We start from the raw sequence: 12572 nt of genomic DNA on the forward strand, positions 1-12572 counted from the left end.
GCTGCTTTCCTATGCTACCGCGCCTGACAGGTTGCTGACAGGCCCATCCGCCGCCAGCGTCAACGGCCGGTATGCACCGGCTGAAGCTAACTGCCAGTGATTCTCAGCAAGCCCCAGGCTGCCGCTCAGGCCGCGCGCTGGGCCAGCATGTCGGCGCGAACCCGGGCGAGATAGTCGCGGATCCGGTGCGCCAGCATTTCCGACTGCGACGACAGATCGGTCGAGGCCGTCATGGTCGAGGCGGCGTATTGTTCAGTGTCGCGGGCACTCTCGGTGACGGTCTGGATACTGCCGGTGATCTCGCTGACCACGTCGTAGGCCAGCTCGATGTTCTTGGCGATATCGGCCGTGGCGGCCGATTGCGCTTCGGCGGCGCCGGCGACAGCGGCTGTAATGTCATCGACTTCGCTCATCACCGAGCCGATCTCGCCGATCGAGCGGCTGACGAGGTCGGCGGCACTGTGGACGTGCTCGACCTGCGCTTCGATCTCGCCGGTGAACTTCGCGGTCTGTTCGGCCAGCGCCTTCACCTCGGCGGCCACCACCGCAAAGCCGCGACCGGCCTCGCCGGCGCGCGCCGCTTCGATGGTGGCATTGAGCGCCAGCAGATTGGTCTGGCCGGCGATCACTTCGATCGACTTCACAACTTCGGAGATCCGTTCGGCGACGCTGCGCAGGCTGGCGACGTTGGCGGACGCTTCCGACACCCGGCTCACCGCGCGGCCGACCACTTCGGCGGAACGGCCGATTTCGGCGCCGACCTCGCGGGCGCTCGCCGACAGTTCAGTGGTGGCGGCGGCGACGCTGCGCATGTTGCTGCTGGCGTGCTCGGCCGACGCTGCGACCGTGGTCAGGCGCTCACGGGTAAGCGAGGCACCACTGGTCAGGCTGCCGGCGGTGTCGCGCATGCCGCGGGAATCCTCGTCGAGCGAGGACACCACGCCGGTGACAGCATTCTCGAGCTGCTCCGCCTGTTGGGCGAACGTGTTGATCCGCTGCTCGATACTGTCGGTGGCGGCGTTGATGGTCTTGGCGCCGCGCAGCAGCGCGCCGTGCAAGCCGCCGGGCAGGATGCGGCGGAAGTAACGGCGGTGCTGCACCGCGTCCATCGCGGCAGTGGCCTCGCGCACAAAGGCGTCGCAGCCGTCGATCACGTCGTTGACGGCGCGCAGCATGTCGCCGGTGCGGCCATTGTCGGGAATCCGCAGGATGCGGGCTTCGAAGTCGCCGGCGGCAATTCGCAGGCAGACCTCGCGGGCCTGACTGATCAGCCGCGTGGTCTGCACCATGCGATACAGCGCCAGACAGCTCGCCAGGATCGCAAAGCCCTGGATCGTCATCGCCGCCGGACGATAGTCCAGCGCCTCCAGCGCCAGCGCGATCGACGATGCGACGATGATGACGGCGAGGTTAAGCTGCGCTTTGGAGAGCGAACATAAGTTCGTCATAGCTGACTTTCTTGGAGGCGACGAAATCGGTCAGCGCCTTGAGGCCGGCCTCGACCGCCTGCTTGCCGTTGGCGTGACCCTGCTCGACCCGCAGCACCTCGGCGTAGAGCGGCGCGATCGCGTTGGCGACTACGCTCGGATCCGGCGTGCGACGATTGGAGTGATAGGCGACGATGTTGCCGTGCTGGTCGAACGACGGGGTGATATGCGCGAACACCCAATAATGGTCACCGCTACGCGCCATGTTCTTGACGTAGCCGAAGATCTCGCGGCCGGCCGCGATGGTGTCCCACACCAAGCGGAACACTGCGCGCGGCATGTCGGGATGACGGATGATGCTGTGCGGCTGGCCAAGCAGTTCCGCCTCACTGTAGCCGGCGATGTGGCAGAACGTGCTGTTGGCGTAAGTGATGCGGCCCTTCAGATCCGTTTTGGAGACGATCAGCTCACCCGCCGGAAAGAACACTTCCTTGCCGGTCGGGCGGATTTCGACAGCCATCGCCTTTCTCCTCGGAGGGCACGCCTCTGTTTTAGGTAAGTTCAGGGGTTTGAATTTGTCTTAAAGCCTACGCCTCACGTCACGCCGATGGGCCAAACACGTATTCGTACGAAGCCGCTGAATGGAACCCAGCGAGGCCGACGATCAGTTCGCCGGCCTCGCTGAACTCATGCGGCTCGTTGTTCCACCAGTTCCTTGCGGACCTGGCCGAGATAACCGTTGATCTGCTCGGCAAGCTGCTCCGACTGTGAGGACAGCTGCGCCGAGGTCGTCATCGTCGACGCCGCCGCGCGTTCGTTGTCCTCGGCATTGCCGGCGAGCACGTGGATCGTTTCGGAGATCTCGCGCACCACCGCGAACGCCTCGTCGATATTGCGTGCGATCTCGGCGGTCGATTGCGACTGCGCGCCTGCTGCACCGGCCACCTGACGGGTGATGCTGTCGATCTCCGCGATGACGGTGCCGATCTCGCCGATCGAGCTGCTCACCGCGCCGGCGGCGCCGTGAACCTGGCCGACCTGCGCTTCGATCTCGCCGGTGAACTGCGCGGTCTGCGACGCCAGCGCCTTCACCTCATGTGCCACCACGGCAAAGCCGCGGCCGGCATCGCCGGCGCGCGCCGCTTCGATCGTGGCGTTGAGCGCGAGCAGATTGGTCTGGCTGGCGATCGCTTCGATCGCCTTGACCATCTCGCCGATGTTGTTGGCGACCTGCTTCAGCGCATCGACATTGCCGGTGGCTTCGCCGACGCTACTCACCGCCCGCGCGACGATCTCGGCGGAGCGATCGATCTCGGCACGCACGCCGCTGGCGCTCGACGTCAGCTCCGACGTCGCCGAGGCGACAGACTGCATATTGGCCGCGGCCTGTTCGGACGCCGCTGCGACCGAAGCCAGCTGCTCGCGCGCAGAGGACGCGCCGACCGTCAGCGTGCCGGCGGTGTCTTTCATCTCGGCCGAGCCTTGGTCGAGTGCAGTGACGATCGCGCTCGTGGTCGCCTCCAGCTCCGCCGTGCGGCCTTCGAAGCTCTTGATCCGCCGCTCGATGTTCTCGGCGGCCGTATTGATGGCGCCGGCGCCGTGCAGCAGCGCACCGTGCAACCCGCCCGGCAGGATGCGGCGGAAGTACTTGTTGTGATGCATCGCGGTCATCGCCGCAGTCGCCTCGCGAACGAAGGCGTCGCAATCGTCGATCATGTCGTTGATGGCGCGCAGCAGAGTGCCGGTGCGGCCGTCATCCGGAATGCCGAGGATCCGCGCTTCGAAATCGCCATCGGCGATGCGGCGGCAGACGGCGCTGGCTTCGCCGAGCAGTCGCCGGGTCTGGCTGATGCGGAACAGCGCCAGCCCGGCGAATGCCATGACGACGCCTTGGATCGCCATCGCGGCGACGTAGTACTCTAACACGCCGCACACCACAGCCGCGCCCGCGGCGACGATCAATCCGGCGACGTTAAGCCGCGCTCTTGAGAGAGAACATAAGTTCGTCATAGGAGGCCTTCTGGGAAGCGACGAAATCGGACAGGGCGCGAGAGCCGGCGGCAAGCGCCTCTTTGGCGTTGCGGTGGCTGCGCTCGGTGCGGAGGATTTCGGCGTAGAGCGGGATGATCGCGCCTTCGAGCACGCCGCGATCCGGCGCGCGCCGGTTGGAGTGATAGCCGACGATCCGCCCCGTGCCGTCGAACGACGGCGTGACATGCGCGAACACCCAATAGTGGTCGCCGTTGCGCGTCATGTTCTTCACATAGGCGAAGATTTCGCGACCCTGCTGCACGGCGTCCCACAGCAGCTTGAACACCGCGCGCGGCATATCGGGATGGCGGATGACGTTGTGCGGCTGGCCGATCAGCTCCGCCTCGCTATAGCCGGCGACATCGCAGAACAGGCGGTTGGCGTAAGTCAGCCGTCCTTTGGTGTCGGTCTTGGAGACGATCAATTCAGAAGCTGGGAAGAAGGCCTCCCGTCCGCTGGGCGTGACGTGGCGCATAGATGACCTCGATGGAACTCATTTGCGCCTGCTCGTTATTCGCAGAACTGTTGCGAATGGGTTTATTCCACCAAAGGTGAATTACTAAAGTTCATATTATTGATGTAAGCACCATCTAGATACCGTTTCCGAGGCGCCTGACGACGATAACCGGTATCTTGATGCCTCAATCACCGAGGCCGTGGGCGATCACCTTGCGCATCAGATTGGGCAAAGCCTCGTCCGACAGCGTCGAGATCTGCGTCCAGCGCATGCCGGCGGGGGCCCGGGTCGCGGCCGAGGCATGCGCCACATACACGGTCAGCTCCAGCGGAAAGTGCGTGAAGACGTGGCTGACGACGCCGGCTTTGCGGTGCCAGCGGGCGACGCCCTTCAGCGCGGGGGCCTGGGCCTTGGCGGTGGCTTCATCCTGATCGGGCAGCCAGTCGGAATTCGGCACCTCGGTCATGCCGCCGAGCAGGCCTTTGGCGGGGCGGCTGCGAACCAGCACCTGGTCGCCGCGGATCACCACGAAGGCGGCGCCGCGGCGCAGCGCCCCGGTCTTCTTCGGCGCCTTGCGCGGGAAGCTCTCGGCGTCGCCGCGCAGCCTTGCGGCACAGCCTTCCATCAGCGGGCACAGCGCGCAGGCCGGCTTCTTCGGCGTGCAGATGGTGGCGCCGAGATCCATCAGCGCCTGGGCGCTGTCGCCGGCGCGCGACGGGCCGAGCAGCGTCTCGGCCAGCGCCTTGATGCGCGGCTTGGCCTTCGGCAGTTCGTCCTCGACCGCGTAGAGCCGCGACACCACCCGCTCGATATTGCCGTCGACCGGCATCGTCCGCCGGCTGAACGCGATCGCCGCGATTGCGGCTGCGGTGTAGGGCCCGACGCCGGGCAGCGCGCGCAGCCCCTCCTCCGTATCCGGAAAGCGCCCGCCATGCTGGCGAGTCACCGCCACCGCGCAGGCGTGCAGATTGCGGGCGCGCGAGTAGTAGCCGAGCCCGGCCCACATCTTCAGCACGTCGTCGAGCGAGGCTTCGCCCAGCGCCGTCACCGTCGGCCACCGCGCCATGAACTTGTCGAAATACGGCCCGACTGCCCGCACCGTGGTCTGCTGCAGCATGATCTCCGACAGCCACACCGCGTAGGGATCGGCCGTCGCGCCGGGCGGCGCCCGCCACGGCAGGCTGCGGCGATGGCGGTCGTACCAGACGAGCAGCGCGGCGGGCCGCGCACGCAACGAAGCGTCGGCCGGGTCGTGCTCTGCTGTGATGACCGGGGATTGTTTCCGCCGCGGCGCCGCGCCTGCTAGACTCATGAGCGGTATCGTCGCAAAGCGTCCCTGCATGAGCAAGCCCGGCCCGATTTCCGCCAAGCCCCTGTCCGGCCTGTTGGGCGCAACGCTGTCCGAAGCGTTCGCCAAGCAGGGCTTTGCAGCGCGCGAACTGGTGACGCGCTGGTCCGAGATCGCCGGGCCTCAGATCGCCGCGCATTCCGAACCGCTGAAGATGCAGTGGCCGCGCCCCGTCGACGGCCAGCCGGTGGAACCGGCGACTCTGGTGCTGCGGGTCGAAGGCCCGATGGCGCTGGAGATCCAGCATTCCTCCGACCTGATCCTCGAACGGGTCAACCGCTTCCTCGGCTGGAATGCGGTCGGGCGGATCGCGCTGCGCCAGGCGCCGCTGTCGCGCCGGCCGCGCAAGACCGTGCCGCCTGGTCCCGATCCGGCGGCGGTCGCCCGCGTTGCTGCGACGCTCGACCAGGTCGCCGATCAGGAGTTGCGCGACGCGCTGGCGCGGCTCGGCGCGACGATCAAGCGGAAGTGACGCCGGCGGTTTGGGCGGTGTTCAGGCCCGGCATTGCCACAATTGTTGTTTCAAGCTAGCGACAATCCCAAGGTCGTGCGGCTGAAGCCGCTGACGTGTCGTTGTCCGCGGCGTGTCCCGCCGAACTGGAGCTGTTTGCCGATGATCACGCGCCGCACTTTTACCGCCGCCTTGTCGCTGACCGGGGTCTTCGCCGTCGCCGGCGTATCGCCGTTCCGGCTGATCGATGCGGCCTTCGCCCAGAGCAAGGAAGCCGCGGCGGCCGCCGATGTCGCCAAGCCGATGTCGCTACCCGACATGGCGCTCGGCCCGAAAGACGCCGCCGTCACCATCACCGAATACGCCTCGCTGACCTGCTCGCACTGCGCCGCGTTCAACGAGCAGGTCTATCCGCAGATCAAGAAGGCCTACATCGACACCGGCAAGATCCGCTACGTGTTCCGGGAATTCCCGCTCGACATCAAGGCCGCCGCCGGTTCGATGCTGTCGCGCTGCATCGCCAAGGAGGATTCCGCCAAGTACTTCGCGGTTACCGACGTTCTGTTCAAGAGCCAGACCGAGTGGGTGCTGAAAGACACCACCGAACAGCTCAAGCGCATCGGCAAGCAAGCCGGCCTGTCGGGCGAAGAGGTCGAAGCCTGCCTGAAGGACCAGAAGCTGCTCGACAAGATCGCCGCCGACCAGAAGTACGCCAACGAAGTGCTGAAGGTGAACGCCACCCCGACCTTCTTCATCAACGGCGAAATGCTGCGCGGCGAGAACTCGTTTGACGAATTCGCCAAGCGCATCGACGCCCTGCTGGCGAAGAAGAGCTGAGGCGGGGGCGTTCTCTGCCTGGTGCCAGCACTGCGCGCGATCCTTCACCACCGTCATTGCCGGGCTTGACCCGGCAATCCATCTCCTTCGCAAGACGCCCTTCCAGTTAGCGCGCTGACGCGCGATGGATCCGCGGGTCGAGCCCGCGGATGACGAGGGTGAATCCCCTCACGTTCGTCATTCCGGGGCGCGCCACCGGGTCCGGCCTTCGGCCGGCCCGATGACAGGCTCCGCGCGAGCCCGGAATCGATAACCACCGCGTTCATGATGGACCGGGCCCCCGTTCCGCGCATCATCGCAACCGCGACCACACGGCTTATGGATTCCGGATTGCGCGCAAAGCGCGCAATCCGGAATGACGAACGTTGCGTCAGCAAGCCTTTCAGAGAATGGGCAATACCTGGTTGCGACCGACACAGTCAGCAGCTTCCGAAATCCCCAGATTTATCGCGCTTTTTCGGCGAATCCCGCCGTGGAAAAGCCCTTCCGCGTGGTTGCTCCTGCCTTAATCGGCGGCCATTGTCGGCGGCTCAACGCTGATGGCTGCGAGCGAGTTGCGACCGGGCGGGACAACCTATGGTATTGTCGCGCTTGAGAGATTCGCTACAGCCGCACGAATCGCGGCCCATAGAGCATCGGACCAGATGAAACTCACGCGTCTCCGCCTCCACGGCTTCAAGTCGTTCGTCGAGCCCACCGACTTCATGATCGAGCCGGGTCTGACCGGCGTGGTCGGGCCGAACGGCTGCGGCAAGTCCAATCTGGTGGAAGCGCTGCGCTGGGCGATGGGCGAAACCTCGCACAAATCGCTGCGCGCCACCGACATGGACGCGGTGATCTTCGCCGGCTCGGGCAACCGTCCGGCGCGCAACCACGCCGAAGTGGTGATGTCGATCGACAATTCCGATCGCACCGCGCCGGCCGCGCTGAACGATTCCGACACCCTGGATATCTCGCGCCGGATCGAGCGCGAGGCCGGCTCGGTGTATCGCATCAACGGCCGCGAAGTTCGCGCCCGCGACGTGCAGCTGCTGTTCGCCGACGCCGCCACCGGCGCCCGGTCGCCGGCGCTGGTCCACCAGGGCAAGATCGGTGAAATCATTCAGGCCAAACCGGAACAGCGCCGCCGCGTGCTGGAAGACGCCGCCGGCGTCGCCGGTCTGCATGCCCGCCGCCACGAAGCCGAACTGCGGCTGAAGGCGGCCGAAACCAACCTGACCCGCGTCGAGGACGTGATCGGCCAGCTGTCGACCCAGGTCGACGGCCTGAAGAAGCAGGCGCGCCAGGCGATCCGGTTCCGCGAAGTCGCTGCCAAGGTCCGCAAGACCGAGGCGATGCTGTATCATATGCGCTGGCGCGACGCGCAGGCCGAAGTTGGCGCGGCCGCCGAGGTGCACGATCTTGGGGTGCGCCAGCTCGCCGAATGCACCCGCGTGCAGGCCGAAGCCTCCCGCATCCAGGCCGAGCGCGCCTCCACCTTGCCGAGCCTGCGCGAGGCCGAAGCCCGCGCCGCCGCCGGCCTGCAGCGGCTGATCAATGCCCGCGAACAGCTCGACCGTGAAGAAGCCCGCGCCAAGGAGCGCGTGGTCGAACTGGAACGGCGGCTGACGCAGTTCTCCTCCGACGTCGCGCGCGAGCAGCAGCAGGCGATCGACGCCGACGCCGCGCTGGAGCGGCTCGACACCGAAGACGTCGAGCTGCGCGAAGAGATCCTGGAGCGGGTCGAGAAGCGCAGCGGCGTCGACGAGCGCGTCGCCGAAGCCGATGCCTCGCTGAGCGAAGCCGAGCAGCTGTTCGCCGAACTCACCACCCAGCTCGCCGAACTCACCGCGCGGCGCAACCAGTTCGAGCAGAGCGTCCGCACCCATCGCGACCGGCTGGCGCGGCTCGATACCGAGATCAAGAACGTCGAGAGCGAGATCGACCGGCTGTCCGCCGAGACCTCCGGCGCCGGCGACCTGACCGAACTCGCCGAAGCGGTCGAGATCGCCCAGGAGCTGCTGGCCGAGCAGGAAGCCGCGGTGCAGGCCGCGGAAGCCGCACAAATCGCCGCGCGGCAGACGCTGGACGGCTCGCGGGCGCCGCTGGTCGAAGCTGATAAGAAGGTGCAGCGGCTCGAGACCGAAGCCAAGACGATCAGCAAGATCCTCAACGGCGAGACCAAGAATCTGTGGCCGCCGATCATCGACGGCATCACCGTCGCCAAGGGCTATGAAAAGGCGATCGGCGCCGTGCTCGGCGACGATCTCGACGCGCCGGTCGATCCGTCGGCGCCGATGCGCTGGACCGATGTCGGCGTGCAGCCGGAAGATCCGGCGCTGCCGGAAGGCGTCGAAGCGCTGGCGCAGCACGTCACCGCGCCGCCGGAGCTGGCGCGCCGCCTCGCCCAGATCGGCGTCGTCACCAAGGAGCGTGGCAATGAGCTGTGCGAAAAGCTCAAGACCGGCCAGCGGCTGGTATCGCTCGACGGCGACGTCTGGCGCTGGGACGGCTTCGTCGCCTCGGCCCATGCGCCGACCGGCGCCGCCCGCCGTCTCGCCGAACGCGCCCGCCTGACAGACATCGAGAACGAACTCGAGCAGGCCCGGATCGACGCCGCCGCTAAGCGCCAGGCGCTGGAGACTTCCGAAGCCGAATTGAAGATGGCGGCCGCCGCCGAGACCGCCTCACGTGAGGCGCTGCGCGGCGCCCGCCGCGAAGTCGACGCCGCCCGCGAGCGCTTCGCCGCCGCCGAGCGCGAGGTCAACCGCCACGCCGCGCGCAAGTCGGCGCTGGCCGAAGCGCAGTCGCGCCTCGCCACCGACCGCGCCGAAGCCGAAGCCGCGCTGGAGAACGCCGAAGCGCAGATCGCCGATCTGGAGCCGAACACCGAAGCCGAAGCCCGCCTCGCTGCGGTGCGCGGCGACATCGATGGCCGCCGCCGTATCGCTGCGCAGATCCGCGCCGAAGCCCAGGCGCTGGCGCGCGAAGCCGAGCTTGCCGACAAGCGGCTGCAGGCGATCGCCGCCGAGCGGATGGACTGGCAGAAGCGCAAGGCCGGCGCGGCGTCGCAGATCGCCACCGTCGAAGAGCGCGTCGCCGAACTCACCGCCGAGCGCGCCGAGCTCGAGAACGCGCCCGAAGTGTTCGCCGAGAAGCGCAGCGCGGTAATCACCGAGATCGAATTCGCCGAAGCCGATCGCCGCGCCGCCGCTGACGCACTGGCAGCCGCCGAACAGGCGATGTCCGAGACCGACCGCCTGGCGAAAGCCTCGCTCGAACAGCTTTCCAGCGCCCGCGAAGCCTGCGCCCGCGCCGAGGAACGGATGGAAGCGGCCCGCCGCCGGCTCGAAGACGTCGAGCGCGAAATCCGCGACATGCTCGAGGTCGAGCCGCAGGCTGCCGCCCAGCTCGCCGAGATCGTCGAGGGCGCCGACCTGCCGCCGCTCGCCGAGATCGAAGAGAGCCTGGACAAGCTGCGCCGCGACCGCGAGCGGCTCGGTGCCGTCAACCTGCGCGCAGAGGAAGAACTCAACGAGGTCGAGACCCAGCACGGCACGCTGGCGGCCGAGCGCGACGATTTGGTCGAAGCGATCAAGAAGCTGCGCACCGGCATTCAGAGCCTGAACAAGGAAGCCCGCGAGCGGCTGCTCGCCTCGTTCGACGTCGTCAACGGTCACTTCAAGCGGCTGTTCACCACGCTGTTCGGCGGCGGCGAAGCCGAGCTGAAGCTGATCGAGAGCGACGATCCGCTCGAAGCCGGTCTCGACATCATCGCCAAGCCGCCGGGTAAGAAGCCGCAGTCGCTGTCGCTGCTGTCGGGCGGCGAGCAGGCGCTGACCGCGATGGCGCTGATCTTCGCGGTGTTCTTGACCAACCCGTCGCCGATCTGCGTGCTGGACGAAGTCGACGCGCCGCTCGACGACCACAACGTCGAACGGTTCTGCGACCTGCTCACCGACATGGCGAAGACCACGGAAACGCGGTTCATCACCATCACCCACAACCCGATCACCATGGCCCGCATGAACCGCCTGTTCGGCGTCACCATGGCCGAACGCGGTGTCTCCCAGCTGGTCTCCGTCGACCTCCAGGGCGCGGTGGATATTCTGGATCAGAACGTGGCGTGAGCGGCGCTCGCGCCAGGGCAGTGACGCGGCGCAGAAGGATCAACGGATCCGTCATCGCCGGGCTTGACCCGGCGATCCATCTTGTTCGCAAATCATCTTCGTGCTGCGCGCTGCGCGCTCTGATGGATGCGCGGGTCAAGCCCGCGCATGACGCACCAATGAGCGGCGACACATCGAGCAGCTGTACTCCTGCGCTGCCGGCGAGACGCGGTGTCATCCGGCAAAGGGTGAGCTGTTGATCCCCCCATCCCTCCCCGCCGAACTCAGAGCCGCGCTGGAGCAGAAGCTGCACGGCCTCGCGCGTGCCGATGCGGCGGCGCGGGCGGAGCGGATTTCGCTGACCTATCGCGGCGGCGGCACCTCGGCGCCGATCACCAGCGAGGCCGACGCGCTGGCCTATGCGGGCGCGCGGATGCCGGCGACCTACGCGGCGGTGATCGCCTGTCTCAACGCGCTGTCTGCGATCCGTCCTGACTTCGCCCCGGCCACGCTGCTCGACGTCGGCGCCGGGCCTGGCACCGCGAGCTGGGCCGCCGCGCAGGCGTTCGACACGCTGCAGCGCTTCACCCTGCTCGACGCCAATCCGGCGCTGCGCAACCTCGCCCTGCAGCTCGCTGAGACCACGCGGCTGCCGGCGATCGACTACCGGCTCGGCGACGCCGGCAAGGCTCTGGCCGATGCGCCGGAGGCGGCGCTGGTGATCGCCAGCTACGTCATCAACGAACTCTCCGACGCGGCGCGCGCAACCTTTGCCGACGCGCTGTGGCGTAAGACCACCGATACGCTGCTGGTGGTCGAACCCGGCACGCCCGCCGGCTACCAGCGCATCCTCGACCTGCGCGACCGGCTGATCGCCCAAGGCGCGCGCGTGATCGCGCCATGCCCGCACGAGGCTGCCTGTCCGCTGACCGCGCCGGACTGGTGCCACTTCGTGCAGCGGCTGCCGCGCTCGAAGCTGCATCTGCAGCTCAAGGCCGCCGACGTCCCGTTCGAAGACGAGAAGTTCAGCTACGTGGCGCTGACGCGCGCCGCATTGCCGGAGCGGCCAGCGCGCGTGCTGGCGCAGCCCGAGCAGACCAAGGCGGCGATCACCGCCAAACTCTGCACGCCCGCGGGCAAGCTCGAGCTCGCCGTCGCCGCGCGGCGCGACAAGCCGGCCTATGCGCGGTTCCGGCGCCTCGACTGGGGCGACACCGTCGATTGAACATTCGCACCTGCAGCGACGACCAAGGGATGCCGCGCGGGTGGCGCGGTCCCGGCCGCACGCGTGCCGTCCAGGCGCAAGGTGCAGGGTCGTCGTTGAATGGGAACCGGCAATATGTGGATCTTTCTCGGCATCGTCGTCGCGCTCGCGCTGTATGCGCTCGTGACCTACAACCGCCTGGTGGCGCTGCGGCAACGCGTCGGACAGGCGTTCGCCGACATCGACGTGCAGCTCAAGCAGCGGCACGATTTGATTCCGAACCTGGTCGAGACCGTGAAGGGCTATGCGGCGCATGAGCGCTCGACGCTCGAAGACGTCGTCAAGGCACGCAACGCCGCGATCTCAGCGCAGGGGGCCGGCCAGATGGCCGCGGCCGAGAACGCGCTGACCGCCTCGCTCGGCCGGCTGATCGCGCTCGGCGAGGCCTATCCGGACCTCAAGGCCAACGCCAATTTCCAGCAGCTGCAGGGCGAACTCAGCGACATCGAGAACAAGATCGCGGCGAGCCGCCGGTTCTTCAATAACGCCGTGCAGGAGTACAACACCGGCATCCAGCAGATGCCCGCCGCGCTGTTCGCCGCGCCACTCGGCTTCACCCACAAGGATTACTTCGACCTCGGCGAGACGCGCACCCAAGTGGAGCAGGTGCCGCAGGTGAAGTTCTAGTTCGAACGCCTCTCGCTCCCCTCCCCCTTGCGGGGAGGGGTC

General features: G+C 67.3%; 10 protein-coding genes. 5 read left to right on the forward strand and 5 right to left on the reverse strand.

The window, feature by feature from the left end:
- Window positions 1-125 precede the first annotated feature (125 nt).
- From DY467_RS22080 to mutY, 5 genes are all read right to left on the reverse strand, one after another.
- Window positions 126-1448 carry a methyl-accepting chemotaxis protein gene (locus tag DY467_RS22080; protein WP_107346050.1) on the reverse strand — a complete coding sequence of 441 codons (1323 nt, stop codon included), beginning with the start codon at window positions 1446-1448 and terminating at the stop codon, window positions 126-128.
- Entirely contained in the window at window positions 1411-1947 is a 537-nt protein-coding gene (locus DY467_RS22085) for a PAS domain-containing protein (protein ID WP_107346051.1), read from the reverse strand. The genes DY467_RS22080 and DY467_RS22085 overlap by 38 nt, the downstream gene beginning before the upstream one ends.
- 167 nt (window positions 1948-2114) lie before the next feature.
- On the reverse strand, window positions 2115-3389 hold the full coding sequence (locus DY467_RS22090; protein WP_283811814.1) for a methyl-accepting chemotaxis protein: 1275 nt from the start codon (window positions 3387-3389) through the stop codon (window positions 2115-2117).
- A gap of 10 nt (window positions 3390-3399) precedes the next feature.
- Window positions 3400-3933 carry a PAS domain-containing protein gene (locus DY467_RS22095; protein WP_107346053.1) on the reverse strand — a complete coding sequence of 178 codons (534 nt, stop codon included), beginning with the start codon at window positions 3931-3933 and terminating at the stop codon, window positions 3400-3402.
- 166 nt (window positions 3934-4099) lie between these two features.
- Window positions 4100-5227, reverse strand: a complete 1128-nt coding sequence (mutY, locus tag DY467_RS22100) for an A/G-specific adenine glycosylase (RefSeq protein ID WP_205502655.1) — start codon at window positions 5225-5227, stop codon at window positions 4100-4102.
- A gap of 28 nt (window positions 5228-5255) precedes the next feature.
- Between mutY and DY467_RS22105 the strand changes: the two genes are divergently transcribed.
- From DY467_RS22105 to DY467_RS22125, 5 genes are all read left to right on the forward strand, one after another.
- Entirely contained in the window at window positions 5256-5735 is a 480-nt protein-coding gene (locus DY467_RS22105; RefSeq protein WP_107346739.1) for a DUF721 domain-containing protein, read from the forward strand.
- 141 nt (window positions 5736-5876) lie between these two features.
- Window positions 5877-6551 carry a DsbA family protein gene (locus DY467_RS22110; protein WP_164638973.1) on the forward strand — a complete coding sequence of 225 codons (675 nt, stop codon included), beginning with the start codon at window positions 5877-5879 and terminating at the stop codon, window positions 6549-6551.
- A 644-nt stretch (window positions 6552-7195) separates the two neighbouring features.
- Window positions 7196-10660 (forward strand): chromosome segregation protein SMC, encoded by a 3465-nt coding sequence (smc, locus tag DY467_RS22115; protein WP_164638975.1) that lies wholly within the window; start codon window positions 7196-7198, stop codon window positions 10658-10660.
- A 235-nt stretch (window positions 10661-10895) separates the two neighbouring features.
- Window positions 10896-11864, forward strand: coding sequence for a small ribosomal subunit Rsm22 family protein (locus DY467_RS22120; RefSeq protein WP_164638977.1), 969 nt, complete (start codon window positions 10896-10898; stop codon window positions 11862-11864).
- Window positions 11865-11963: 99 nt separating this feature from the next.
- The gene (locus DY467_RS22125; protein WP_164638979.1) at window positions 11964-12530 is read left to right on the forward strand and encodes a LemA family protein; all 567 of its coding nucleotides are present in this window, start codon (window positions 11964-11966) and stop codon (window positions 12528-12530) included.
- The last annotated feature ends 42 nt before the right edge of the window (window positions 12531-12572 follow it).

Source organism: Rhodopseudomonas sp. BR0G17 (assembly GCF_010907025.1).
GTDB classification, from domain to species: Bacteria; Pseudomonadota; Alphaproteobacteria; order Rhizobiales; family Xanthobacteraceae; genus Rhodopseudomonas; species Rhodopseudomonas palustris_H.